This is a genomic window from Streptomyces sp. GD-15H (genome assembly GCF_045291515.1).
Classification (GTDB): Bacteria; Actinomycetota; Actinomycetes; order Streptomycetales; family Streptomycetaceae; genus Streptomyces.
Genome location: NZ_CP149447.1, coordinates 3,067,979 through 3,093,434, shown reverse-complemented (window position 1 = coordinate 3,093,434; position 25,456 = coordinate 3,067,979). Strand labels below are relative to the sequence as shown.

Below are 25,456 nucleotides of genomic sequence, written 5' to 3'. Positions count from 1 at the left end.
CGTCCTAGAAGTCCTCGTCCAGGTCGACCGTGCCCTCCACGGCGACCTGGTACGCGGACGGACGCCGCTCGAAGAAGTTCGTCAGCTCCTGGACGCCCTGCAACTCCATGAAGGAGAACGGGTTGTCCGAGCCGTACACCGGCGCGAAGCCCAGGCGGACGAGACGCTGGTCGGCGACGCACTCCAGGTACTGCCGCATCGACTCGGTGTTCATGCCCGGCAGTCCGTCACCGCACAGGTCGCGCCCGAACTGCAGTTCCGCCTCGACCGCCTCGCGCAGCATGTCCGTCACCTCCTGCTGAAGCCGGTCGTCGAACAGCTCCGGTTCCTCCTCGCGAACGGTGTCGACCACGTCGAAGGCGAAGGACATGTGCATCGTCTCGTCCCGGAACACCCAGTTGGTGCCCGTCGCGAGACCGTGCAGCAGGCCCCGGCTGCGGAACCAGTACACATAGGCGAACGCCCCGTAGAAGAACAGACCCTCGATGCACGCGGCGAAGCAGATCAGGTTGAGCAGGAAACGGCGGCGGTCGGCCCGCGTCTCCAGCCGGTCGAGCTTCTCCACCGAGTCCATCCACTTGAAGCAGAACTCGGCCTTCTCGCGGATGGAGGGAATGTTCTCCACCGCGGCGAAGGCGGCGGCGCGGTCCTCCGGGGCGGGCAGATAGGTGTCCAGCAGGGTCAGGTAGAACTGGACGTGCACCGCCTCCTCGAAGAGCTGCCGAGACAGGTACAGCCGCGCTTCCGGGGAGTTGATGTGCTTGTAGAGGGTCAGCACCAGGTTGTTGGCCACGATCGAGTCGCCGGTGGCGAAGAAGGCCACCAGCCGCCCGATCAGGTGCTGCTCCTCGGGACTGAGCTTCGCCAGGTCGGCGACGTCCGAGTGGAGGTCGACCTCCTCCACGTGCCAGGTGTTCTTGATGGCGTCCCGGTAGCGCTCGTAGAAGTCGGGGTAGCGCATGGGGCGCAGGGTGAGCTCGAAGCCCGGGTCGAGAAGGTTCTGGGTTCGGGCGGTGGGGGCGGTGGGGGCGGTGGTGGACATTACTGGCAGGCCTCGCAGGACTCGGGGTTCTCAAGGGAGCAGGCGACCGCCTCGGGGTCGGGCGCCGACTGCTGGACGGGGGCTTGCGCTTGTGCGTGGCCCCGGGCCGCGCGGGCGATGCGAGTCGCGGGGCGCGAGCGCAGGTAGTACGTGGTCTTCAGGCCCCGCTTCCAGGCGTAGGCGTACATCGAGGAGAGCTTGCCGATGGTCGGCGTCTCCATGAACAGGTTCAGCGACTGCGACTGGTCCAGGAACGGGGTGCGGTCGGCGGCCATGTCGATCAGAGAGCGCTGCGGGATCTCCCACGCGGTGCGGTACAGCCCGCGCACCTCTTCGGGGATCCAGGTGAAGTCCTGCACCGAGCCACCCGCCTCGCGCAGCGCCTCACGGCTCCGCGCGTCCCACACGCCGAGCCGCTTCAGGTCGTTCACCAGGTACGAGTTGACCTGGAGGAACTCGCCGGACAGCGTCTCGCGCTTGAACAGGTTGGACACCTGCGGCTCGATGCACTCGTACACGCCCGCGATCGACGCGATGGTGGCGGTCGGCGCGATCGCCAGGAGCAGCGAGTTGCGCATGCCGGTCGTGGCCGTGCGCTCGCGCAGCGCGGCCCACCGCTTGGGCCAGGTCGTCTCCACGCCGTAGTGGTCGGGGTGCAGGACGCCCCGTGCCGTACGCGTCTTCTCCCAGGCCGGCAGGGGGCCGTGGGACTCGGCGAGGTCGGCGGACGTCTCGTACGCGGCGAGCATGATCCGCTCGGCGATACGGGCTGAGAGAGCCTTCGCCCGGGGGAGTCGAAAGGCAGCCGGAACTGGAAGAAGACGTCCTGGAGGCCCATCACGCCCAGCCCCACCGGGCGCCAGCGGGCGTTGGAACGGCGCGCCTGCTCGGTCGGGTAGAAGTTGATGTCGACGACCCGGTCCAGGAAGGTGACGGCGGTGCGGACGGTGGTGTCCAGCCGCTCCCAGTCGAGGTCGCCGTTCACCTGATCGACGAACGCGCCGAGGTTGACCGACCCCAGGTTGCAGACCGCCGTCTCCCCGTCACTGGTGACCTCGAGGATCTCCGTGCACAGGTTGGACGAGTGGACGACGTGGCCCGGTTCGGCGGTCTGGTTGGCGGTGCGGTTGGCGGCGTCCTTGAAGGTCATCCAGCCGTTGCCGGTCTGGGCGAGGGTGCGCATCATGCGCCCGTACAGCTCCCGCGCGGGGAGCGTCTTCGTGGCCAGACCCGCTGCCTCGGCGGCCCGGTAGGCCGCGTCGAACTCCTCGCCCCACAGGTCGACCAGGTCCGGGACGTCGGACGGGGAGAACAGCGACCACGGCGCGTCGGCGTTCACCCGGCGCATGAACTCGTCCGGCACCCAGTGCGCGAGGTTCAGGTTGTGCGTACGGCGCGCGTCCTCACCGGTGTTGTCGCGCAGCTCCAGGAACTCCTCGATGTCGGAGTGCCAGGTCTCCAGGTAGACCGCCGCCGCGCCCTTGCGCCGACCACCCTGGTTCACGGCGGCGACCGAGGCGTCCAGGGTCTTCAGGAACGGGACGATGCCGCCGGAGTGCCCGTTGGTGCCGCGGATCAGCGAACCGCGGGAGCGGACGCGGGAGTAGGGCAGGCCGATGCCGCCGGCGTGCTTGGAGAGGCGGGCCACCTGGTGGTAGCGGTCGTAGAGGGAGTCCAGTTCGTCCTTGGGGGAGTCGAGGAGGTAGCAGGACGACATTTGGGGATGCCGCGTACCGGAGTTGAACAGGGTGGGGGAGGAGGGAAGGTACTCCAGGCGGCTCATCAGGCCGTACAGCGTGGCGACTTCGTCCACCGAGCGGGGGGTGTCGTTCGCGGCGAGACCGGCGGCGACCCGCAGCAGGAAGTGCTGCGGTGTCTCGACGACCTTGCGGGTGACCGGATGCCGCAGCAGATAGCGGCTGTGCAGGGTGCGCAGGCCGAAGTAGCCGAAACGGTCGTCCGCGCGGGGGTCGATCAGCGCGTCGAGTCGGGCCGCGTGCAGCAGGACGAACTCGGCGGTCCGGTCCGCGACGAGGCCCTCACGGTGGCCCGTCGAGATCGATGAGGTGAACGACGTGACACCCTGCGAGACGGCCTCGGCACGGATGCCGAGGATCAGCAGTCGTGCGGCGAGCCGGGAGTAGACGGGGTCCTCGGGGATGAGCCCGGCCGCCGCCTCGGTGGCCAGCTCCCGCAGCTCGGCTTCGTCCGCATGGGCGGACCGGCCGCGCAGCGCGGCGGCGGCGACCCGGCCGGGCTCGGCGTCGGGGAGGTCGGCGGTCAGCTCGGTCAGGGTCCGCAGCAGCGCGGCACCGGGGCCGTCGCTCGCGTCGCTCATGTCGGTCACGTCGACCGCTGAAGCAGGATCGGCTGGCGCGGTGGTCACGTGGGGCTCTCCCTCGCTCGGCACGGGGCCTCGTCGAGGGCAGGGGGCAGCACACGGGCGCGCGCACGCGTCTCGCGTCCACCGGCCCATTCCACGAGGCCCGGACGGCAGGCACCCGGACCGGACGGCCGGGCGCGCTGTCGGCAGGTCCTCGGACTGAAGCCCGTGCGGGCACGCGGGAAACGCGGACACGCACAAGTACACCGTTGCGGGACAGTTCCGGATTCGCACCGGATTCCCCTGCGACGACAGCAAGCATGAGCATACATCTTGTGTCGTGTGCTGCTGACGATCCCATATCTTGTGTCGTGCCGGGGGGTGACGTCAGAACAGGAGGGGTGTCAGAGCGTCCGCTCGTGGGCGAGCGGCATGATGTCGTCCAGGTCCGGTACCGGGTTCCGGTCCCGCTCCGGGAGCGGACGAAGCCGAGCCGCTCATGGAGGCGGTGGGCCGAGTGCATCGACCGCTGGGTCGACAGCACGACCCGCACGCGAACGCCTGCGGAGCAGGACGAGAACGGGGTTTCGCCTCCAGGGCGAACGGTCGCCCGTCCGGCCGGGCAGGATGGCTGCCGTGCTTTGCGAGAACCAAGCCGGCACACCCGAGCTCTGCTCGAACGAACCGGGCAGCCCCCGTCCCGGCCGGCGCGGAGGGAGTAGGACCTTGCAGGTCGCTGACCTGTGAGGCTTCCTGAGCCAGGAATCCCCCTGCTTGAGCTGGGGAGGGTTCAACGAGGTACACGCCGCTCCACCCGAAGTCGGGCAGCCCGTCGCGGAGGTGGGCCTGCGCGGTGATCTCACCGAGTTCCTCGTACTCGTGCGGCTCCACCGGCCGGGTGACGATGTCCATGGGGTGAGTGTGCCCGACGGGTACGGCAGGGGGCCGCCGGAGACATCCGGCGGCCCCCTGCCGTACCCGCGTACCCCGTCAGTGCTTGCCGTCGGCGGCCGCGTCCGCCGTGTCCAGGGCCAGCTCGGTGCTGACACCCGGGTCGCCCGCGTCCGCCGTGTAGTCCTGGGGCCGGGTCTCGTCGATGCCCTCGGGCGCCTTGACCGCCCTCAGGACGGAGGTCAGGGCGATCGTCACCAGCGCGTTGAGCACGAACGCGGTGAGGCCGATGTAGCCGATCTCGCCGATGCCCGGGATCTCGTCCGACGAACCGCCGAAGTGCTTCTGCGTCGGCGAGGCCACCCCGTACGCCGCGACCGTGCCGTAGATCATGCCGACCGCCCAGCCGCCGAGCAGTGCCCAGCGGTGGAACCAGCGGGTGAACAGGCCGCCCACCAGGGCGGGGAAGGTCTGCAGGATCCAGATGCCGCCCAGCAGCTGGAAGTTGATGGCGACCGTCTTGTCCATGGTGAGGACGAAGGCCAGCGCACCCACCTTCACCAGCAGTGAGACCACCTTGGAGACCTTGGTCTCCTGCGCCGGTGTCGCGTCGGGCTTGAAGAAGTCCTTGTAGATGTTGCGGGTGAACAGGTTCGCGGCGGCGATCGACATGATCGCCGCCGGCACCAGCGCACCGATGCCGATCGCCGCGAAGGCCACACCGGCGAACCAGTCCGGGAACATGTCCTCGAACAACTGCGGGACCGCCAGCTGCCCGTTGCTGACATCGACCCCGGCCGCGATCGCCATGAAACCGAGCAACGCCAGCAGGCCCAGCATCAGCGAGTACAGCGGCAGGATCGTGGTGTTGCGGCGGATCACCTCACGGCTGCGCGAGGACAGCGTCGCGGTGATCGAGTGCGGGTACATGAACAGCGCGAGCGCCGAGCCCAACGCCAGCGTGGCGTAAGTCCACTGCCCCGCCTCGCCGGGCACCAGCGAACCGCGCGGCGCGCCCGTGGCCGGGTTGGTCTCGCTGTACGCCTCACTCGCCTTGGCGAAGATCTCGTCGAAGCCACCCAGCTTGATCGGGATGTAGATGATCGCCACCGCGATCACGAGGTAGATCAGCGTGTCCTTCACGAACGCGATCAGCGCGGGGCCCGCAGACCCGAGGAGTACGTGTACGCCGCCAGCACACCGAAGGCGATCAGCAGCGGGAGGTCCTTGACGAACCAGTTGGTGTTCTCGCCGCCGCCGATGCCCATCACGTCCAGCACGGCCTGGATACCGACCAGTTGGAGCGCGATGTACGGCATCGTCGCCAGGATGCCGGTGACCGCCACCGCCAGCGACAGCCCCTTCGAGCCGAAACGGCCGCGCACGAAGTCGGACGTCGTGACATAGCCGTGCCTGTGCGAAACCGACCACAGCCGGGGCAGGAAGGTGAAGATCAGCGGGTACACGAGGATCGTGTACGGCACGGCGAAGAAGCCCGCCGCGCCGGCCGCGTAGATCGCCGCCGGCACGGCCACGAAGGTGTACGCCGTGTAAAGGTCGCCGCCGAGCAGGAACCAGGTGACCCAGGTGCCGAACGACCGTCCGCCCAAGCCCCATTCGTCGAGGCTGTGCTCGTTCGCGGCCTTGCGCCAGCGGGCGGCCGTGAAGCCCATCGCCGTGACGAGGACGAAGAAGAAGGCGAAGACGGCGAGTGCCACGCCGTTCACGCCGTCGCTCACCGCCCCGCACCGTCCTTCGCGGTCGTGCGGGCACGCTGGTCACGCTGGTCACGCTGCCACAGCTTGTACGCGATCACCGTCAGCGAGGCGGAGATCAGCACCCACAGCATCTGGTACCAGTAGAAGAACGGGATGCCGATGAAGACGGGGTCGGTCTTCGCGTACGAGCCGACCCACATCATGGCCACGAACGGTGCCAAGAGGCAGACGGCGATGACGACGCGCGTCGGCGTCACCACCGGCCATCTGCTGGTTTCCGGGGCTTGCGACATAGAACGGCTCCGTCCCCTCGCTGATCACCTGCTTGACGCGCAGGAAATCTAGTGCCGCATCAGGCAACGTTCGCCCTGTTGTGATGCGAGAAGCGCGGGCATCCGGCGTGAGCACCGCGCGGGCTTGTCGATGCGAGCCTGCGCCGGTGGACCGCCGTTACGAGACCCCTAGGGCCTGTGTGATGTTGTGATCAGTCTTGCCGGTCCGGATCCGCCTGGAAGGCGGATCCGGTAGGAAGACAATCGTGACGCGCAGACAACTCACCGAAGAACAGTGGAAGTTGATCGAGCCGTTCCTGCCGATAGGCGAGTACGGCCCGTACCCCGAGCGGCTGCGGGATCAGTTCGAGGGGGTGATCTGGCGGTTCAGGACGGGCGCGCAGTGGCGGGAGATGCCGGGCGAGTTCGGCCCCTGGCCGACCGTCTACGGACGCTTCCGGCTCTGGCGGAACGCCGGTGTCTTCACCGCCCTGCTGGAGGGCCTGATCGCCGAGGCCGCCTGCCGGGGCAAAACGGACCTGTCCCTGGTCAGCGTGGACTCCACGACCGTCCGCGCCCACCACGACGCCGCCGGGATGCTCGTCGGCCAGGAGGTCATGGAGGCGCTCGAGGAGGCCGCCGCCGAGCAGGAACAGGCCCGGCAAAAGGGGGCGACAAGGCGGAACAGAACGGGCGGGACGGCGGAAACGGGCCCGAGCGGGAAGAACGCCGGCGCGTCCGCCGCCGACGCAGGCTCCGCCTGAAGGAAGCCCTGCTCGGCCGGTCCCGCGGCGGACTGACCAGCAAGATTCACCTCGCCGCCGACCAAAAGCGCCGGCCGCTGTCGTTCGTGCTGACCGCCGGGCAGGCCGCGGACAGCCCGCAGTTCATCCCCGTGCTGAACAAGGTCCGGGTCCGCGGGCCGGTCGGCCGGCCCCGCACCCGGCCCGGCGCGGTCGCCGCGGACAAGGCCTACTCGTCCCGCGCCAACCGCGCCTACCTGCGCAAACGGCACATCAGGGCGGTCATCCCGGAGAAGAAGGACCAGGCCGCCAACCGCAAGAGGAAGGGCAGCAGGGGCGGCCGTCCCGTCACGTACGACGCCGATCGTTACCGTGACCGCAACACCGTCGAGCGACTGATCAACCGGCTGAAGGACTGGCGCGGCATCGCCACACGCTTCGACAAGACGCCCGAGAGCTACCTCGCCGGCCTCGAACTCCGCGCCTCGATGATCTGGATCGGAGATCTCCTGCAAGCGGCCGATTGATCACAACATCACACAGGCCCTAATCGGTGGTGCCATCCGGCGTGCTGTGGAGAATGCGTCCATGCATATCCGAGCCGTGCGCCTGAACGAACTGTCCGTCCTTCAGGACATCGAGAGGGCCGCCGGGCAGTGCTTCCGGGACATCGGCATGCCGGAGATCGCCGAGGATGAGCCGCTCCTGCTCGGCGAGCTCGCCCGCTACCACCACGCCGGGCTGGCCTGGGTCGTGGCCAACGACGCCGACGCCCCGGTCGCCTACTTGATCGCCGACCGCGTCGACGGCAACCTCCACGTCGAGCAGGTCTCGGTGCACCCGGACAGCGCGCGTCGCGGTGTCGGCCGGTTGCTGCTGGACCACCTGGCGGCCCACGCCAGGAGCGCGGGGGCACCCGCCCTGACCCTCACCACGTTCACCCAGGTCCCGTGGAACGCCCCCTACTACGCACGCTGTGGTTTCCAGCTCATGGACGACGGCAGGCTCACTCCCGGTCTGCGGAACATCCGCGAGCACGAAGCGGCACATGGCCTGGGCCGGTGGCCGCGGGCCTGCATGCGCCGGGCGCTGTGACACCAAGATGCCGTGGGTGCGGGGACATCCCCGGAGCCGTCGGACACCGCCGCTGCCGAACGGCACGGGCAGACGCTGTCCCCGGACGGGAACGAAGCCGGTTTTGCCCCTGGGCCTGCGTGGCCGTCAGGCTGTGCGGGTGGCAGAACGGGTACGCGTCCGCGAGATCGACGACGATGAGGGCCGAAGACTGCTACGGATCATCCGCAGGGGCACGGGATCGGTGGTGACCTGGCGGCGGGCGCAGATGGTGCTGCTGTCCGCGCAGGGCATGCCGGTGGCGAAGATCGCCGAGGTGACGTTCACCAGCGCGGACCGGGTCCGGGACGTGATCCACAACTTCAACGCCGACGGCTTCGAGGCGCTCTACCCCAAGTACAGGGGCGGCCGGCCCAGAACCTTCACCCTCCCGGAACGCCGGGAGATCAAGAAGATCGCCAAGTCCAGGCCGGCCGAGCACGGCCTGCCGTTCTCGACCTGGAGCCTGGCCAAGCTGGCCGACTTCCTGGTCGCCGAGGGGGTGGTCGACGACATCAGCCACGAGGGCCTGCGGGTCCTGCTCCGCGAGGAGGGCGTGTCGTTTCAACGCATGAAGACCTGGAAGACCTCCCGCGACCCCGACTACGCGGCCAGGAAGGCCCGCGTGGAGCACCTCTACGCGATCGCCGACGGCGAGGTCATACCCGAGGACGGCGAGCCCGACGTCGTCTTCTGTCTGGACGAGTTCGGCCCGCTCAACCTCCAGCCGCACCCGGGCCGGCAGTGGGCCGAGGTCGGTGGCCGGCACAAGGACCCCGACCGCGGACCCCGCCGCAGGCGCCGGGCCACCTACACCCGCCCGCACGGGGTCCGGCACCTGTTCGCCGCCTACGACCTGGGCAAGGACAAGCTCTACGGCCACATCAAGCCCACCAAGAAGCGCACCCAGTTCCTGGAGTTCTGCCGCTACCTGCGTACCCTCTACCCGGCCGAGATCCGCATCGCGATCGTCTGTGACAACTTCTCCCCGCACCTGACCACCAGGCGGTGCCGCCGCGTGGCGGACTGGGCCGAGGCGAACAACGTGGAGATCGCCTACACCCCGACCAACAGCTCCTGGTTGAACCGGATCGAGGCCCAGTTCACCGCCCTGCGCTACTTCACCCTCGATGGCACCGACCACGCCAGCCACACCGAGCAGGGCAGCATGATCCGCCGCTACATCATCTGGCGAAACCGCCACGCCGACGACCAGCGCCTACGCGCCGTCGTCGACAGGGCAAACGTTGCCTGATGCGGCACTAGGTCGCGGCGGACCGGGACGGAACCCCTCGCGGGAATTGCGTACTCAAACTCCACGGAACATCGTCCGGACAGCGGCGGAATCTCGGCGAAACCCCCGCCGCACCCTCCGGACTCAGTCCTGCGGGCGCTTCAGGCGGGCGACGAACTTGTACCGGTCGCCCCGGTACACCGACCGCACCCACTCCACCGGCTGCCCGTCCCGGTCCCGGGAGTGCCGGGAGAGCATCAGCATCGGCAGCCCCACATCGGTGCCGAGCAGACCCGCCTCGCGCGGCGTGGCCAGCGAGGTTTCGATGGTCTCCTCGGCCTCCGCCAGGTGGACGTCGTACACCTCGGCGAGGGCGGTGTAGAGCGAGGTGTACTTGACGAGGCTGCGGCGCAGCGCCGGGAAACGCTTCGCGCTCAGGTGGGTGGTCTCGATGGCCATCGGCTCGCCGTTGGCCATGCGCAGCCGCTCGATGCGCAGCACCCGTCCGCCGGGGGTGATGTCGAGCAGTTCGGCGAGCCCGTCGTCGGCGGTGATGTAGCCGACGTCCAGCAGCTGAGAGGTGGGCTCCAGGCCCTGGGCACGCATGTCCTCGGTGTACGAGGTGAGCTGCAGCGCCTGCGAGACCTTGGGCTTGGCGACGAAGGTGCCCTTGCCCTGGATGCGCTCCAGGCGGCCCTCGACCACCAGCTCCTGGAGCGCCTGGCGCACGGTGGTGCGCGAGGTGTCGAACTCCGCCGCCAGGGTGCGCTCGGGCGGGACCGGCGTGCCGGGCGGAGCCGTCTCGGTCATGTCCAGCAGGTGCTTCTTCAACCGGTAGTACTTGGGCACGCGAGCCGTACGGACCGTAGTCCCACCCTCGTTCTCCGTACTGTTGACGTCGGTGCTCATGCTCTGCCTTCCCGGCTCCGAGTGCCGAACGACCGGCACCCCATCGGCCCCGGCTCACATCGTGGCACGGCTGTGGGCGGAGATGTTCCCCGCACGCTCCGTGATCCCCTCTGTATACCGCCGAGGCGGAGGCTGGTCTAGTCCACCGGGACGGCCCGTGGGCACCCGATGCCCACGGGGCCCATGGCGCCCTCGGTCATATTCCCTGCCAGTCCGGCTTGTTGTCGTAGGCGTGCCGGAAGTAGTCGGCGAACTTGAGCTTGCCGGCCGCGGCCTCGTCGACGACGACCGTGGCGTGCGGGTGCAGCTGCAGCGCGGACGCCGGGCACACCGCGGCCAGCGGCCCCTCGACGGTCGCGGCGATCGCGTCCGCCTTGCCCTCGCCGGTGGCGAGCAGCACCAGGTGGCGGGCCTCCAGGATGGTGCCGACGCCCTGGGTGATGACGTGGTGCGGGACCTGGTCGATGTCGCCCTCGAAGAAGCGCGCGTTGTCCACCCGGGTCTGCTCGGTCAGCGTCTTGATCCGGGTGCGCGAGACGAGTGAGGAGCACGGCTCGTTGAACCCGATGTGCCCGTCCGTCCCGATGCCGAGCAGCTGCAGGTCGACGCCGCCGGCATCGCCCAGTGCCTTGTCGTACGCCTCACACGCGGCCTGCACGTCCTCGGCCGAGCCGTCGGGGCCCATGAAGGCGTCCGTCCCGATCCCGAGCGGCTCCAGCACCTCGCGCCGGACCACCGAACGGTAGGACTCGGGGTGATCGGCGGGCAGCCCCACGTACTCGTCGAGCTGGGCGATCCTCGCCCGGGAGGTGTCCACGGCACCGGAGCGCACCTGGGCGGCCAGCGCCTGGTAGACGGGCAGCGGTGTCGAGCCGGTGGCCACGCCGAGCAGGGCGTCGGGCCTGCGCCGCAGGAGTTGCACCATGGCCCCGGCGATGAGTTCGCCGCCGGCCTTGGCGTCCGGAACGATGACAACTTCCACGCTGAGCCTGCCGATCTGAGAGGGGACTCGACTGGTGACCCGCCCCGGCCGGGGCGGGTCATATGGTTTAGACCAATATCAATCTAACAGAGATGGGGAGCTCCGCTTCCGGGCGAAGGTCGCGGGCGCCGGGCTCCCGGTCCTACCTCAGCATCCCAGGACGGGGCGGTCGTGGCCCGCTCGCCGAAATCACCATGGTCTTCCGGCCCCGTACCTCGTTCCCGCGGGATAGGCTGCACGGTGGACGACCGCGGGCCCGCTCTCCGCGTGATCACGGAAAAGACGACGCGGAAAGTCAACGCGGAAAGTCGACGCGGAAAAGACAACGGGGAAAAGGCACCAACGAACAGTCTCCGACGCATGGACACGAGTAGTGGTCTAGTCCACAATGCATAACAGTGCACACAAGCCTGCCTTCCCCGCACAGGAAGGCGGACCGAGGACCCGGAGCTCTCTGCCCTGACTGCCCCGGTTCCTCATCCCTCGGCCGACCGGGACCGCACACCCCGCGGCCGATGTCGCTCCGGGCTGCGGTGCCGGGAGGGCTGAGGGTCCCTCTCAGGCGCCGCGGCCCGCGGGTGTTTTCGGGGGAGGGTGCGACGCCCCGGTACGCTCGCTGACGTGCCCTCCATGAACGAACTCGTACTCCAGCACACGACTCTCGACGACACCGACCTCGAGTGGCTGCATCTGCTGGTTTCGGAGTGGCAGCTGCTCTCCGACCTGTCCTTCGCCGACCTGGTCCTGTGGGTCCCCACCCGGGACGGCACCCGTTATGTCTCCGTCGCCCAGATGCGGCCCAACACCGGCCCGACCTCGTACCAGGACGACATGGTCGGCCATCTCGTCCCGCGCGGTCGCCGGCCCATGCTGGACGTGGCCCTGGACGAGGGCCGGATCGTGCGGGAGGGTGACCCGGAGTGGCGCGAGGAGGTCCCGGTCCGCGTCGAGTCCATCCCCGTACGGCGTGAAGGCCGCGTTCTCGGCGTCATCGCACGCAACACCAACCTCCTCACGGTGCGCACCCCCAGCCGGCTGGAGCTCACCTACCTGCAGAGCGCCTCCGACCTCGCGCAGATGATCGCTACCGGAGCCTTCCCATTCGCGGACCGGCAGCTCGACATGGACGCCCTGCCCCGGGTGGGCGACGGGCTGATCCGGCTCAACGCCGAGGGCATCGTCCAGTACGCCTCCCCGAACGCCCTGTCCGCCTACCATCGCATGGGCCTCGCGGCCGACCTCGTCGGTCACCATCTCGGCCGGACCACCGCCGAACTGGCCCCTTCCCGCGGGCCGGTCGACGAGGCGCTCGCCAAGGTCGCCAGTGGCTGGGCGCCGCGCGAGTTCGAGATCGAGGGGCCCGGCGGGGTGATCCAGTTCCGGGCGATCCCGCTCAAGCCGAAGGGAACCCGCATCGGTTCACTGGTCCTGCTCCGGGACGTCACCGAACTTCGCCGCCGCGAACGAGAGTTGATCACCAAGGACGCGACCATCCGGGAGATCCACCACCGGGTGAAGAACAACCTCCAGACGGTGGCGGCGCTGCTGCGTCTCCAGGCCCGGCGGATCGGTTCCGAGCGCGGCCGCGCGGCGCTGGAGGAAGCGGTGCGCCGGGTCGGGTCCATCGCGATCGTGCACGAAACGCTGTCTCAGAACCTGGACGAGCGCGTGGAGTTCGACGAGATTGCCGACCGGGTCCTGGCGATGGTCGCCGAGATCTCCCCGGGCAAGGTCACCGGCCGGCGCACCGGCCGCTTCGGCGTACTCGACGCCGAGGTCGCCACCCCGCTGTCGATGGTGCTGACGGAGGTGCTGCAGAACGCCCTGGAGCACGGCTTCCGTGAGGGGGAGACCGGCACGGTCGAGGTGACCGCGGTCCGCGGTGGCACCACGAAGGAGACCCGCCTGCTGGTCACCGTCCAGGACGACGGCGTCGGCCTGCCCGAGGACTTCGACCCGCACACCGCCGGCAACCTGGGCCTGCACATCGTGCGGACCCTGGTCGAGGGCGAGTTGAGCGGCACCTTCGACATGGTCCCGGCCCCGGACGGGGGCACGCGGGTGATCCTGGACATCCCGGTGGACATGAACAAGTGAGGTGAAGCAAGCAGCGAAGAGCCCCGGACGGTTTCCCGGTCCGGGGCTCTTCGCGTGTTCGATGGCGTTCCCCTCCGGCTCGAGGTGAGTCGAGAACTCGGGGGAGCATCGGGGGAACTGCGTGCTGCGGCTCGGAGGCGGGAGATGCGTACGCGCTGTACGCGCCGTCAAGCTCAGGCTGTCAGCAGGGGTGGGTTGTCAGGCGGATGCCTGACGGGCCCGGTTGCGCGCGGCGCGGCGCTTCATCGCACGGCGCTCGTCCTCGCTGAGACCACCCCAGACGCCACTGTCCTGACCGGACTCGAGTGCCCACTGCAGGCAGCTCTCGATCACCGGGCAGCGACGGCAGACGGCCTTGGCTTCCTCGATCTGCAGCAGCGCAGGACCGGTGTTGCCGATGGGGAAGAACAGCTCGGGGTCTTCCTCGCGGCAAACGGCGTTGTGACGCCAGTCCATGGCTGCTACCTCTCCTTGGTATGAACTACACGATGGCTTGTGAATGTGAACGCTTTCACGAATCCCCCAACAAGTGAAGGGACGAACGCCAGGTTCCCTGGCGTGGTCCTTGGGTGTGAAGGGGGGTTCCGGTGATCTGTGGAGGCCGATGTGGCGGGCCGTCCCGATCGCCATGTAGAGACTCGCAAACCTCGGCGGCGGATACAACCCCTTCCGGAAAGTTTTTTTTGAATCATCGGTGTCGACTAGGTCACAGCCGTACTTCTATGGGGTGGATCCTGGCCTAAACGTTCGAGTGAAAGGACTTTAGCCTTTTCCGCTCACACAATCACACGCAGTGCACGGCGAACGCCTGTGAACGTCACGCTGGTGCGCAGTCCGAGGTGGTCACCGTCCATCTGGAGGGGTAGTGGCACCTTCGAATGCAAGGTGAACTGGGTCAGATCGTGTCCGGCGACCACATGCCTGCCCCGGGGTCCGCGCTCGGGGGACGAAGTGAGCAACTGGGTGCCATACCGGGCAACGGCGGCGGTGGACAGCCGCTTCAGACCGAAGATGTCGAGGCCGGTATCGAACGAGGCCTTAGGCGACGCGTAGATCGGGCGATTGCCGAGAAACGTCCACGGGGAGGCGTTCGACACTATGGAGAGCAGCAGATCGGCGACCGGGTCCTCGCCCGGCTGCTCCAGCGTTATCACCCCGTGCCGCCGGCGCGGCTCACCGATCAGCTGGCGCACCACCTGACGCATGTACAGCGCGTGGGTGGACTTCTTGCCACGCTCACGGTGTTGTTCCACCCGGCCGACCACACCGGCGTCGAAACCCAGCCCCGCGTTGAACGTGAACCAGCGGGGCGGCACGGCCTCGTCGTCCGTCCCCGGCGTGCCCGACGTCAGGCCCAGACCGACGGTGCGCTCGCGGCCCTCGCGCAGCGCGTCCAGCAGGACGCCGGTGGCCTCCACGGGCTGGTTGGGCAGGCCCAGGGCGCGGGCGAAGACATTGGTGGAGCCGCCGGGGACCACGGCGAGGCCGGGCAGACGCTCCGGGTCGGGGCCGGCGTGCAGCAGGCCGTTGACGACCTCGTTGACCGTGCCGTCGCCGCCGAGGGCCACCACCAGATCGATGTCATCGCTCTCCGCCGCCTGCCGGCCCAGGTCCCGCGCGTGACCCCGGTATTCCGTGGTCACCGCTTCCAGTTTCATCTCACTGGCGAGCGCGTGGATCAGCACATCGCGCGTACGCGCACTCGTGGTGGTTGCCGCCGGATTGACCACGAGAAGTGCACGCATGCGTTGCAGGGTACCTACTGGGCGGTACCGGAGCCCAGGCCGAGGGGCGATCGGAAACGGGTATAGGGGGAGACCAGGGGTGCGCGCCTCGGCACGGGGACGCGTACGGCGAGGGCTACCCTTCAAGGGTGAGCAGCGAGCAGACCCCCACCACCCCTCCGGACGTCGCCGGCCCCGCCCGCGCCGTCTGACGTACGCCGCGGGGCTCGCCGCCCTGGAGGGGCTGGGCCTGCTGGCCGGCGGGGTCTGGATGCTGGTCCGCGGGCTCACCGGTCAACCGGACGACCGGCAGCAGGCCGTCACCGGCGGACTCACGCTGATGGCGCTCGCACTGCTGCCGCTGCTCGCCGCGCGCGGGCTGCTCGGCCGCCGCAGCTGGAGCCGCGGCCCGGCCGTCATCACCCAGCTCCTGGCGCTGCCGGTGGCCTACAACCTGCTGAAGTCCGACAGCGTGGCCATCCCGGCGGGAATCGTGCTCGCGGTGGTGGCCGTGACGGCACTGGTGCTGCTGCTCAACCCCGAGACGACCCGGGCCCTCGGCATCCGGGGGCCCGGGAACGCCGAGAAGTAGCTCCCCACCTCCCGGGCCCGCCGCTGCCGTTCACTCCCACCGCGCGGCGGCTCACTCCTCCACGAGCAGCTTCTCGCGCAGCTGCGCCAGCGTGCGGGCCAGCAGCCGGGAGACGTGCATCTGCGAGATGCCGACCTCCTGCGCGATCTGCGACTGGGTCATGTTGCCGAAGAAGCGCAGCAGCAGAATCCGCTTCTCGCGCGGCGGGAGATCCTCCAGCAGCGGCTTGAGCGACTCGCGGTACTCCACCCCCTCCAACGCCTCGTCCTCGGCGCCCAGGGTGTCCGCGACCGCCGGGGACTCGTCGTCGGTGTCGGGGACGTCCAGGGACAGCGTGGAGTACGCGTTGGCGGACTCCAGGCCCTCCAGGACCTCCTCCTCCGAGATCGCCAGCTTCTCGGCGAGCTCGTGCACCGTGGGGGAACGGCCGTGCAGCTGCGAGAGCTCGGCCGTGGCCGTGGTCAGCGCCAGCCGCAGCTCCTGCAGCCGGCGCGGCACGCGCACCGCCCAGCCCTTGTCGCGGAAGTGCCGCTTGATCTCGCCGACGACCGTCGGGGTCGCGTACGTCGAGAACTCCACGCCGCGGTCCGGGTCGAAGCGGTCGACCGACTTGATCAGACCGATGGTGGCGACCTGGGTCAGATCGTCCAGCGGCTCCCCGCGGTTGCGGAAACGGCGCGCGAGATGCTCGACGAGCGGCAGATGCATGCGGACCAGCCGGTTGCGCAGCTCCGCGTACTCCGGACTGCCGTCCTGCAGGGTGCGCAGCTCGAGGAACAAGGCGCGTGCCCCGCTGCGGTCCTGCGGGTGGCGCTGTGCGCCGTGCGCTCCCGGGGCCTCCGGGGCGCGCTGTGCGCCCGGCGTCCGCGGCACCTCGCTCTCGGCGTGTCGCTCGTGCTCGTTCATCGTCCCGCCCGTCGCCCTTCCCCGAGCGCTCGCCTCGTCCCCCGCCGTCGGCCTTGCGCGCGCCGGGGCTTCCTGGTGTCCGGGGGAGGCCCCGGGCAGCCGCCCGGCCTCGGGCGTACTCCGTGCGGCACCGCCGGGCTGTCCGCCGCCCGGCGGACCGGCCTGAGCGGAGGCGTCCTCCGGATGGGGCCGGGCCTGTTCCGGGATGGCGTCGATGCCGTCGATACCGCCCGGCATCCGCTCGGTCGGCAGCCCCCGTGTGCCGTGTTCTTCGTCCCGCACCGGCCCGTCCTCGTTCCTCACGCCGGCCCGGGTCCCGCGCCGCGCTGTTTGTAGAGGCTGATCGAAACGGTTTTGTCGTCGTCCACGGCGGAGGAGACCTTGCCCGCGAGAGCGGACAGGACGGTCCACGCGAAGGTGTCACGCGAGGGAGCGTGACCGTCCGTGGTCGGCGCCGAGACCGTGACCTCGAGCGAGTCGTCGACGAGGCGAAAGACACAACTGAGCACCGAACCCGGCACGGCCTGCTGAAGCAGGATCGCGCAGGCCTCGTCGACCGCGATGCGCAGGTCCTCGATCTCGTCGAGGGTGAAGTCCAACCGGGCCGCGAGACCGGCCGTGGCCGTACGCAGCACCGACAGGTAGGCACCCGCGGCCGGCAGCCGGACTTCCACGAAGTCCTGGGTCGCGGGCTCGCCTGCGATCTGGGACACCCTCACCTCCAAGGTGGTACAAGCGTTTCAGGACCGGGGCCGCCCCCGGACAACGCGATACGTGGTTCAGCGGTGACGCTACCGCGCTCCCGAGGGTCCTGTCCCCGGGACCCCGACCTCATGCTGTCACTCATAGTAAAGCCACGGACACACTCCGTGGCTAGAGGTCTGCGGGCCCAAATGGGAAGAGCGCGCGCCGCATTGACGTACCCAGGCGTCAGACGGTCGAACCGTACGGCACCCAGGTCCCTTCCGGTCACACGAGTACGTGATCGACGAAGCACCAACGCCAGTCCTCACCGGGCTCATGGGTCCGTATCACGGGGTGGCCCGATTCCCGGTGGTGCCGCGTCGCGTGCCGTCCGAGCGAGGAGTCGCAGCAGCCGATGTGACCGCAGCTGAGACACAGGCGCAGCTGCACCGGGTCCGTGCCGTCCCGCAGGCACTCCGGACACGTCTTGGTGAGGGGGACGGGTTCCGGGAGCGGCAACGCGTCGAGGTGCGTGCACTGTTTCATGATGGCCAGATTACGACGGCTGCACGGATTGCTGCGCGGAGATTCGAGGGTGGGCACGACATGGACGTGATGCCGCTGCTGTTGCTGGTGGCGGGCAGTGCCGCGATCTCCGCGGCGGCCAGGCGCACCCCGGTGCCGGCCCCGCTGCTGGTGGTCGCGGCCGGACTCGCGGTCAGCTACGTCCCCGGCGTGCCCGACTACACGCTCGACCCGCACATCGTCCTTCCGCTCCTCCTGCCCCCGCTGCTGCACACGGCGGCCATCGACAGCTCCTATCTCGATCTGCGGGCACAGCTGCGTCCGGTGGCGCTGCTGTCGGTGGGCTACGTGCTGTTCGCGACCGTCGCCGTCGGCTGGGCCCTGTATCTGTTCGTGCCGGGTCTGTCGCTCACCGCGGCTCTGGTGTTCGGCGCCGTGGTGGCCCCGCCGGACGCGGTCGCGGCGACGGCGGTGGCGCGCCGGGTCGGGCTGCCGTCCCGGGTCACCACGATTCTCCAGGGCGAGTCCCTGCTGAACGACGCCACCGCGATCACCGCGTTCCGGGTGGCCGTCGCGGCGGCGGTCGGGGAGGGCACGACCTGGGTCGGGGGAGTCGGCGATTTCCTGCTCGCGGCGTTCGGCGGCCTCGTGGTCGGCCTGGCCCTCATGGCGCCCCTGCACTGGCTGCGCACCCACCTGAAAGAGACGCTGCTGCAGAACACCCTCTCCCTGCTGATCCCGTTCGTCGCCTACGCGGCCGCCGAGCAGGTGCACGCCTCCGGGGTCATCGCCGTCGTGGTCGTCGCGCTCTATCTGGGACACCGCGCGTGGGAGGTCGATTTCGCCACCCGGCTCCAGGAGCAGGCGGTGTGGAAGATGGTCGCGTTCGTCCTGGAGTCCGCGGTGTTCGCTCTCATCGGGCTGCAACTGCCGATCGTCGTCGGAGGGCTCGGAGCGTACGCGGGCGCCGAGGCCGCCCGGTACGCGCTGGCCGTCTTCGCGGTGGTCGTCGTCGCGCGGTTCGTCTGGGTGTACCCGGCGACCTTTCTGCCGATCCTGCTGTCGGCGCGGATCCGGGAACGCGAGGGCAGACCCGGCTGGAAGACGCCGTTCGTCATCGCGTGGGCGGGGATGCGGGGCGTGGTCTCGCTGGCCATCGCCTTCTCGATCCCGCTCACCGTCGACGGCGCGGACTTCCCGCAGCGCAACCTGCTGCTCTTCCTGACCTTCACCACGGTCATCGGCACGCTGGTGGTGCAGGGGCTCACGCTGCCGCCGCTGATCCATCTGCTGAAGTTCCCCGGGCGCGACCTCCAGGCGGAAACCCTCGCGGAGGCCAACGCCCAGGCACAGGCCTCGCGGGCGGCCGAGCAGCGGCTGGACGAGCTCCTGTCCGACGAGCGCAATGCTCTTCCGGCCCCGCTCGCCGACCGTCTGCGCATCGTCCTGGAGCGCCGCCGCAACGCCGTCTGGGAACGTCTGGGGCGTACCAACCCGGTCACCGGGGAGTCCGTCGACGACACCTACCGGCGGCTGTCACGGGAGATGATCAGCGCGGAGCGTGACGTGTTCGTCAGACTCCGCGACGCTCGCTACCTCGACGACGAGATGCTGCGGACCCTGCTGCGCCGACTGGACCTGGAGGAGGCGGCGGCGTACCGGGAGACGGCGTAGAGCGACTGCCGTGCTCGCGGGAACCCGTGCTCACGGGAAGGGGCGCCCGGTGAGGACGGCGGCGACCGTGCTCCCGCGCGGGAACGCGTTCTCTTCAGCCAGGACGACAAGGGCATAGAGCAGTTTGGCGACATAGAGACGTTCGACGGGTATGCCGTGGTGGTGTTCGAAGTCCAGGGCGAACGCCTCGAGCTCCGGGGCGGTACGGGCGTAACCGCCGAAGTGGAAGCGGTCGTCGAGACGCCATTCGCCGCGTGGACCGCCGAAAGCCCCGGTCTGCAGCGCCCGTATGTCCGTGGCCAGGAAGCCACCCTTGAGGACCGGAACGCCCAGCGCGCGCCCCCGGGAGCCGAGTCCGGCGGCGAGCCCGGCGAGCGTGCCGCCGGTGCCGCAGGCCACCGCGACCACGTCGGCCCGCTCGGCCAGTTCCTCGCCGAGCGCCCGGCAGCCGTGTACGGCGAGGGAGTTGCTGCCGCCCTCGGGAACCACATACGCGTCCTCGGCACCCACCGTGCGCAGGACGGCGGCCAGCGTCTCCGGGACGGTCTTGCGGCGGTACGTCGCCCGGTCGACGAAGCACAGCCGCATGCCGTCGGCCGCGCACCGGGCCAGCGAGGGGTTGAGAGGGCGGTCGGCGAGCTCCTGGCCGCGCACCACGCCGACCGTGCGCAGACCGAGCAGCCGTCCGGCGGCGGCGGTGGCCCGCAGATGGTTGGAGTACGCGCCGCCGAAGGTGAGCACTGTCCGACCGGCCGCCGCCGCGAGGTTCGGCGCGAGTTTGCGCCACTTGTTCCCGATCAATTCCGGGTGGATCAGGTCGTCCCGCTTCAGCACCAGCCGGACCCCGTGCCGCTCGAACCGTTCGTCCACGATGTCCTGCACCGGCGAGGGCAGGCGGGGGCGCAGATCCGCGAGGCCCGCCCGGTCGGCGGAGGGGGCGGCGGATGCGGGGTCGGGGGTGTCCGGGCTGGTCACCGGGTCATTGTCACCCGGCAGGGGGGCGGGGCACCGGGCGGGGCGGGCGCCGGCCGGGTGGGGCGAGCATGGCTGAATTCCGCCGCCGTCGGCCGCGCTACGGGCGAACGCATGGCCGGTGCTCTCCGTCAGGTCGAACTACCGCTCGGGGCCGGTTCCCGGTACAGGGCCGCCCGGCGACTCCGACGGAGGTGGATTCCGTGGTGTCGTGGCGGTGGCCGCGACCCCGGTGGCGGACGAGGTCGATCAGGGACGGGCCTCCCCACAGGCACCACAGGGCGATCACCGGGTCGCAGATCGCGCAGCCCGGCGACAAGGTGGGGGCGAACGGGATGAGGGGGTTGCCCTTGAGGTGGTGGACGACGTCCCACGCGGTGTGCGGCAGCCGGCCGACACCGATGAGCGTCCACGAGTCGAGGCCGCGGAACGCGACATAGGTGATCAGCGCCGTGAAGGCGAACTCCCGGCCGCCCAGGCCGCCCCCACTGAGGTAGGCGGCGCCCGCACCGGCGATCATGACGGCGTTCAGACGCCGCCGGTGCGGCTCGCGGACGAGGGGCATGAGCAGGGCGTAGAGGACACCGATGCCGATCGGGGCGACGTACTGCATGCGGGGCCTTTTCCTGGGACGACCTGGGACGGCCACCATGCCGGAAGCGGATTTCCCGCGCTCCCGGGGGGGCCGGACGACAGCTTCCGGCGGATTGCCGCCAGGCCGGGTCGGGCACCCCGTACGCCCGCGTCCCGCGCCGCGTCACTTCAGCCGGTCACGGATGCGCGCCCGCATCGACGCCATCGTGAACCCGCGCGGATCCACCTTCCCGGGCTGCCACTCCAGATGCCCGATCACCGACCGTTCGTTCCATCCGTGGCGGCGGCAGACCGCGGCGGCGGCTCTCTCGATGGCCTCCAGCTGCGCCGCGGGCCAGGGATCGTCCCCGTCGCCCAGGTTCTCGCACTCGAAGCCGTAGAAGTACCGGTTGCCGTCGGTGTTCCGTTCGTTGTCCGCGGGGAGCGACTTCTCCGCGATCACCGCGCGCAGCACGTCGTCGTCGCCCAGGCCCGCGTGGTTGGCCCTGCCGTAGCCGACGAGGTGGACCCGGCCGTCCTTGGTGATGACGCCGTGGCACAGCGGCCCCGGCAGGCCCGCGTAGCCCTTGCGGCACAGGTCGACGGTCCGGGCACTGCCCCGGGTGACCGTGTGATGGATCATCACGCCGTGGACCGGGCCCCAGGGGCCTTTGTGATTGCGGTGGTGATCGCGCCAGTCGCCGACCTCGACGACCGTGAGACCCTCCGCCTTCAGAGCGCTCAGGAACGCGCTCGCGGACATGGGTGGGGCCATGGCCGCGCCTCCTTCTCGCACCGCGACGGCCGCCGGTCGCGGCCGCCTCGTACCGGTGCTTTACCTAGACAGAGCGAGCGCAACCACTCGTCCGGTGCCCGTACGAGCCGATCCGGACAATGTCCGGTCGCCGGGCCGCCGCTGAACGGAATCCCCATGAGTGCCCATGGAGTTGAAGATCCATTCCCGCTCATTCGGGTAATACCGCGGACACGCTCCGTGAGGAAGGCTCTGTCGCGGAGACCGACGCCCGGCATGGATGGGCGCCGGTCACAACCGGGAGGGCAATTCCTTATGTCGGTAGGCGAAGAGGTCCGCACGGAGCGGACCCGGCAGCAGCAGAGCCTCGGTACGGCGGCGGCGCGGAACCTGGCCACCACCACCAAGTCCGTACCGCAGATGCAGGGGATCAGCTCGCGCTGGCTGCTGCGCATGCTGCCCTGGACGGACGTGCAGGGCGGTACGTACCGGGTGAACCGGCGGTTGACGTACGCCGTCGGCGACGGACGGGTGACCTTCGTGAAGACCGGTGACCGCGTCGAGGTGATCCCGGCGGAGCTGGGCGAACTGCCGGCCCTGCGGTCGTACGAGGACGAGGAAGTGCTCGCGGAGCTGGCCACCCGCTGCCGGCAGCGGGAGATCGGGGCCGGCCAGGTGATCGCCTCGTTCGGCAGCCCGGCCGACGAGGTGTTCCTGCTGGCCCACGGCAGGGTCGAGAAGGTCGGCACCGGCCCCTACGGCGACGACGAGTCCCTCGGAGTCCTCGCCGACGGTGCCTACTTCGGCGACCAGTCGCTCCTGGACGAGGGCGCCATCTGGGAGTACACCACCCGCACCCTGACCGCCTGCACCGTGCTCGCCCTGCCGCGTGACGCCGTCGAGCAGGTCGCCGAGCGGTCCGAGACGCTGCGCGGGCACCTCCGGGAGCAGCGCTCCATTCCGAGCCAGCGCACCAACAAGTACGGCGAGCGGGAGATCGATCTCGCGGCCGGCCACAGCGGGGAACCGGACATCCCGCACACCTTCGTGGACTACGAGGCCAGGCCCCGCGAGTACGAACTGAGCGTCGCCCAGACCGTGCTGCGCATCCACACGCGCGTGGCCGACCTCTACAACCAGCCCATGAACCAGACGGAGCAGCAGATCAGGCTGACCGTCGAGGCGTTGAAGGAACGTCAGGAGCACGAACTCATCAACAACCGGGGCTTCGGCCTGCTGCACAACTGCGAGTACGACCAGCGGATCCAGCCGCACGACGGCGTACCCGCCCCCGACGACCTGGACGAACTGCTCAGCAGGCGGCGCGGGACCAAGCTGCTTCTCGCCCACCCGCGCGCGATCTCCGCGTTCGGCCGCGAGCTCAACAAACGGGGGCTCGTCCCCGAGACCATCGACGTGGCCGGCAACCGCATCCCCACCTGGCGGGGTGTGCCCCTCTTCCCGTGCAACAAGATCCCGGTGACCGAGGAGCGTACGACCTCCATCATCGCGCTGCGTACGGGCGAGGAGGAGCAGGGCGTCATCGGCCTGCGGGCGTCCGGCATCCCCGACGAGATCGAGCCGAGCCTTTCCGTGCGTTTCATGGGCGTCAACGAACAGGCCATCATCAAATACCTGGTCACGGCCTACTACTCGGCCGCCGTCCTGGTGCCGGACGCGCTCGGCGTCCTGGAGAACGTCGAAATCGGTCGCTGGAGGTGACCTTTCGCGATCTTTCGGCTCGTACGCCGTGTCCCCGCCCACCCGGGCGGGTACACCCTGGGGTACGCGCGTGACGCCGGCGGAAGTACCACCTCCGCTCATCCTCCGAGACGGGTCCAGAGGTGAGTCCATGACGGAATCGATGACCGAGCCGAAGACGGAGAGCGAGTACCGACCCGCCGAGTGCCCCGAGGCGACGGTCCTGCTGGAGCGGGCGCGGGCCGAGGTCGCCCCCGTGCTGCGGGCCGCCATCGGCTCGATGCCCGGCCCGCTGCGCCGGATCGGCCTCTACCATTTCGGCTGGGAACACGCGGACGGCACCCCGGCCGCGGGTGGGTCCGGCAAGGCCATCCGCCCCGCACTGGTGCTCGCCGCTGCCTCCGCCCTCGGTGGGCCCGTGGCCCGGGCGGCGGCGGTACGGGCAGCCGCCGCGGTGGAACTGGTCCACAACTTCACGTTGCTGCACGACGACGTGATGGACCGGGACGCCACCCGGCGCCACCGGCCCACCGCGTGGACGGTGTTCGGCGACGCCGGCGCGATCCTCACCGGAGACGCCCTCCACGCGCTCGCCCTGCGGCTGCTCGCCGAGGACCCGCACCCCGCGGCCCGGGCCGCGGGGGCCCGGCTGGCGGACTGCGTCGTGGAGCTGTGCGCCGGACAGCAGGCGGACACGGCCATGGAGGGGCGCGACCCCGGCGAGGTCACCCTCGAGGAGACCCTCGCCATGGCCGAGGCCAAGACGGGCGCGTTGCTCGGCTGCGCCTGCGCGCTCGGCGCGCTGTACGCGGGTGCCGGGGCGGCGGACGTGGCGGCACTGGACGCGTTCGGCCGTGAGTCGGGGCTGGCCTTCCAGCTCATCGACGACGTGATCGGCATATGGGGCGATCCCCGGCACACCGGCAAGCCCGCCGGCGCGGACCTGGCAGCCCGCAAGAAGTCCCTGCCGGTGGTCGCCGCGCTCACCTCGGGCACCCCGGCGGCGTCCGAACTCGCCGGACTGTACGGGGCTCCGCACGCGGACGAGGAGGACTTGGAGTACATCGCCCTGACCGTGGAACGGGCGGGTGGCCGCGACTGGGCGCAGGCCCAGGCGGCCGACCGCATGGCCCGGGTGATGCAGGAACTCGCTCGCGCGGTGCCCGACCCGGAGGCGGCGGGCGGCCTGCTGGCCCTCGCCGAGTTCGTGACACGGCGCACCGCGTAGACCGCCCGGTGGGTCCCGCACTTCCCCACGGTGTACGGGACCCACCGCGCATGTGGCGCGGCCGGACGAGACGTCGGCAAGCGTCGGCTGCCGCCCTCCCGTTAGGCTCAACTCTCTTACATTCGGCGAGGGTTGGGACGAAGGGGTGGGCATGGGCGTGGCGATCCGGACGGCTGGGGACGAGGACCGGGAACTGCTGGTCCGGCTCCTGGACGAGGCGTTCCAGGACGACCCGGTGAGCAGGTGGGTCTTCCCCGGCGAGGAACACCGCCGTACGACGCACCACAGGCTGATGGCCGCCTTCACCGACATCGTGCTCGCCGAGGGACGCGTCGACGTCACGGAGGACGGCTCGGCGTGCGCGCTGTGGCTGTCGGTGCCGGCGGAGGAGCACGGTGCCGGGACACCCGAGGACGACGAGGGGCCGGCACAGATGCGCCAGGCCGTCGACCCGGAGAACGAGCGGGTGGAGATGATCGGTCGGCTGACGGCGGGCATCCACCCCTCCGGGCGGGCCCACGAGTACCTGTGGATGATCGGCGTGACGCCCGCCCGGCAGGGCGAGGGACTCGGCACCGCGCTCATCGGCTCGGTCCTCGACCGCTGTGACCGGGAGGGGCTGCCGGCCTATCTGGAGGCGAGCAGCGTCCGCAGCCGCGTGCTGTACGAACGCCTCGGCTTCGCCCCGACCGGCGAGCCCCTGCCCCTCCCGGACGGCCCCCACATGTGGCCGATGTGGCGCGAACCCCGCACCCGTGCGACCGGCCGGCCCTCCGACCACGCCTGACCACACCGCTTC

Annotated in this window: 19 protein-coding genes, 4 pseudogenes and 1 riboswitch; of the genes and pseudogenes, 9 read left to right on the top strand and 14 right to left on the bottom strand. The window is 70.0% G+C overall.

The features are described 5' to 3' along the window. Positions 1–4: 4 nt before the first annotated feature. The 4 genes and pseudogenes from WJ438_RS14260 to WJ438_RS14245 all read right to left on the bottom strand — a co-directional run bounded on the left by WJ438_RS14260 (position 5) and on the right by WJ438_RS14245 (position 6,267). Positions 5–1,042, bottom strand: coding sequence for a ribonucleotide-diphosphate reductase subunit beta (locus WJ438_RS14260; protein ID WP_406725572.1), 1,038 nt, complete (start codon positions 1,040–1,042; stop codon positions 5–7). Continuing rightward, positions 1,042–3,428: pseudogene (locus WJ438_RS14255) on the bottom strand (ribonucleoside-diphosphate reductase subunit alpha). The gene WJ438_RS14260 and the pseudogene WJ438_RS14255 overlap by 1 nt, the downstream one beginning before the upstream one ends. Positions 3,429–3,552: 124 nt before the next feature. Next, positions 3,553–3,710: riboswitch (cobalamin riboswitch) on the bottom strand. A gap of 645 nt (positions 3,711–4,355) precedes the next feature. Further along, positions 4,356–5,995: pseudogene (gene mctP / locus WJ438_RS14250) on the bottom strand (monocarboxylate uptake permease MctP). Next, positions 5,992–6,267, bottom strand: coding sequence for a DUF3311 domain-containing protein (locus WJ438_RS14245; RefSeq protein WP_406725571.1), 276 nt, complete (start codon positions 6,265–6,267; stop codon positions 5,992–5,994). Before WJ438_RS14245 ends, mctP begins: the two are co-directional and overlap by 4 nt. Positions 6,268–6,512: 245 nt before the next feature. Here WJ438_RS14245 and WJ438_RS14240 point away from each other — a divergent pair. From WJ438_RS14240 to WJ438_RS14230, 3 genes and pseudogenes are all read left to right on the top strand, one after another. Further along, a pseudogene (locus WJ438_RS14240) lies at positions 6,513–7,516 on the top strand (IS5 family transposase). Positions 7,517–7,577: 61 nt separating this feature from the next. Then, positions 7,578–8,084: a GNAT family N-acetyltransferase gene (locus WJ438_RS14235; RefSeq protein WP_406725570.1), complete on the top strand. Its 507-nt coding sequence runs from the start codon at positions 7,578–7,580 to the stop codon at positions 8,082–8,084. Positions 8,085–8,223: 139 nt separating this feature from the next. Further along, positions 8,224–9,357: an IS630 family transposase gene (locus tag WJ438_RS14230; RefSeq protein ID WP_406725569.1), complete on the top strand. Its 1,134-nt coding sequence runs from the start codon at positions 8,224–8,226 to the stop codon at positions 9,355–9,357. Positions 9,358–9,480: 123 nt separating this feature from the next. On the opposite strand, the gene WJ438_RS14225 is transcribed toward WJ438_RS14230, so the two are convergent. Together WJ438_RS14225 and nagB are read right to left on the bottom strand one after the other, a co-directional pair. Further along, the gene (locus tag WJ438_RS14225) at positions 9,481–10,245 is read right to left on the bottom strand and encodes a GntR family transcriptional regulator (RefSeq protein WP_406725568.1); all 765 of its coding nucleotides are present in this window, start codon (positions 10,243–10,245) and stop codon (positions 9,481–9,483) included. A gap of 196 nt (positions 10,246–10,441) precedes the next feature. Further along, the gene (nagB, locus tag WJ438_RS14220; RefSeq protein WP_406725567.1) at positions 10,442–11,227 is read right to left on the bottom strand and encodes a glucosamine-6-phosphate deaminase; all 786 of its coding nucleotides are present in this window, start codon (positions 11,225–11,227) and stop codon (positions 10,442–10,444) included. A gap of 621 nt (positions 11,228–11,848) precedes the next feature. On the opposite strand from nagB, the gene WJ438_RS14215 reads away from it, so the two are divergent. After that, complete coding sequence (locus WJ438_RS14215; protein ID WP_406725566.1) at positions 11,849–13,324, top strand: sensor histidine kinase; 1,476 nt, start codon at positions 11,849–11,851, stop codon at positions 13,322–13,324. A 198-nt stretch (positions 13,325–13,522) separates the two neighbouring features. Here WJ438_RS14215 and WJ438_RS14210 read toward each other — a convergent pair whose 3' ends face one another. Both WJ438_RS14210 and WJ438_RS14205 read right to left on the bottom strand, forming a co-directional pair. Next, positions 13,523–13,780, bottom strand: coding sequence for a WhiB family transcriptional regulator (locus WJ438_RS14210; protein ID WP_030219886.1), 258 nt, complete (start codon positions 13,778–13,780; stop codon positions 13,523–13,525). Positions 13,781–14,100: 320 nt separating this feature from the next. Continuing rightward, entirely contained in the window at positions 14,101–15,069 is a 969-nt protein-coding gene (locus WJ438_RS14205; protein WP_406725565.1) for a diacylglycerol/lipid kinase family protein, read from the bottom strand. A gap of 128 nt (positions 15,070–15,197) precedes the next feature. On the opposite strand from WJ438_RS14205, the pseudogene WJ438_RS14200 reads away from it, so the two are divergent. Further along, positions 15,198–15,640, top strand: a pseudogene (locus WJ438_RS14200) (hypothetical protein). Positions 15,641–15,691: 51 nt separating this feature from the next. Here the strand turns inward: WJ438_RS14200 and WJ438_RS14195 are convergent. The 3 genes from WJ438_RS14195 to WJ438_RS14185 all read right to left on the bottom strand — a co-directional run bounded on the left by WJ438_RS14195 (position 15,692) and on the right by WJ438_RS14185 (position 17,776). Beyond that, positions 15,692–16,828, bottom strand: a complete 1,137-nt coding sequence (locus WJ438_RS14195; RefSeq protein WP_406725564.1) for an RNA polymerase sigma factor SigF — start codon at positions 16,826–16,828, stop codon at positions 15,692–15,694. A gap of 17 nt (positions 16,829–16,845) precedes the next feature. Continuing rightward, on the bottom strand, positions 16,846–17,259 hold the full coding sequence (locus WJ438_RS14190; RefSeq protein ID WP_015657891.1) for an anti-sigma factor: 414 nt from the start codon (positions 17,257–17,259) through the stop codon (positions 16,846–16,848). 256 nt (positions 17,260–17,515) lie between these two features. After that, positions 17,516–17,776, bottom strand: a complete 261-nt coding sequence (locus WJ438_RS14185) for a UBP-type zinc finger domain-containing protein (protein ID WP_406725563.1) — start codon at positions 17,774–17,776, stop codon at positions 17,516–17,518. Between the two features lie 60 nt (positions 17,777–17,836). Here WJ438_RS14185 and WJ438_RS14180 point away from each other — a divergent pair, with 60 nt between their 5' ends. After that, the gene (locus WJ438_RS14180; RefSeq protein WP_406725562.1) at positions 17,837–19,429 is read left to right on the top strand and encodes a Na+/H+ antiporter; all 1,593 of its coding nucleotides are present in this window, start codon (positions 17,837–17,839) and stop codon (positions 19,427–19,429) included. 30 nt (positions 19,430–19,459) lie between these two features. On the opposite strand, the gene WJ438_RS14175 is transcribed toward WJ438_RS14180, so the two are convergent. The 3 genes from WJ438_RS14175 to WJ438_RS14165 all read right to left on the bottom strand — a co-directional run bounded on the left by WJ438_RS14175 (position 19,460) and on the right by WJ438_RS14165 (position 21,737). Further along, on the bottom strand, positions 19,460–20,404 hold the full coding sequence (locus WJ438_RS14175) for a 1-aminocyclopropane-1-carboxylate deaminase/D-cysteine desulfhydrase (protein ID WP_406725561.1): 945 nt from the start codon (positions 20,402–20,404) through the stop codon (positions 19,460–19,462). 97 nt (positions 20,405–20,501) lie between these two features. Next, positions 20,502–21,014 carry a DUF6010 family protein gene (locus WJ438_RS14170; protein WP_406725560.1) on the bottom strand — a complete coding sequence of 171 codons (513 nt, stop codon included), beginning with the start codon at positions 21,012–21,014 and terminating at the stop codon, positions 20,502–20,504. Between the two features lie 144 nt (positions 21,015–21,158). Continuing rightward, the gene (locus WJ438_RS14165) at positions 21,159–21,737 is read right to left on the bottom strand and encodes an N-acetylmuramoyl-L-alanine amidase (RefSeq protein WP_406729686.1); all 579 of its coding nucleotides are present in this window, start codon (positions 21,735–21,737) and stop codon (positions 21,159–21,161) included. A gap of 306 nt (positions 21,738–22,043) precedes the next feature. Here WJ438_RS14165 and WJ438_RS14160 point away from each other — a divergent pair, with 306 nt between their 5' ends. From WJ438_RS14160 to WJ438_RS14150, 3 genes are all read left to right on the top strand, one after another. Continuing rightward, positions 22,044–23,450 (top strand): family 2B encapsulin nanocompartment shell protein, encoded by a 1,407-nt coding sequence (locus WJ438_RS14160; RefSeq protein ID WP_406725559.1) that lies wholly within the window; start codon positions 22,044–22,046, stop codon positions 23,448–23,450. Positions 23,451–23,580: 130 nt separating this feature from the next. Then, the gene (locus tag WJ438_RS14155) at positions 23,581–24,657 is read left to right on the top strand and encodes a family 2 encapsulin nanocompartment cargo protein polyprenyl transferase (protein ID WP_406725558.1); all 1,077 of its coding nucleotides are present in this window, start codon (positions 23,581–23,583) and stop codon (positions 24,655–24,657) included. Positions 24,658–24,808: 151 nt separating this feature from the next. Continuing rightward, positions 24,809–25,444: a GNAT family N-acetyltransferase gene (locus tag WJ438_RS14150; RefSeq protein WP_406725557.1), complete on the top strand. Its 636-nt coding sequence runs from the start codon at positions 24,809–24,811 to the stop codon at positions 25,442–25,444. The last annotated feature ends 12 nt before the right edge of the window (positions 25,445–25,456 follow it).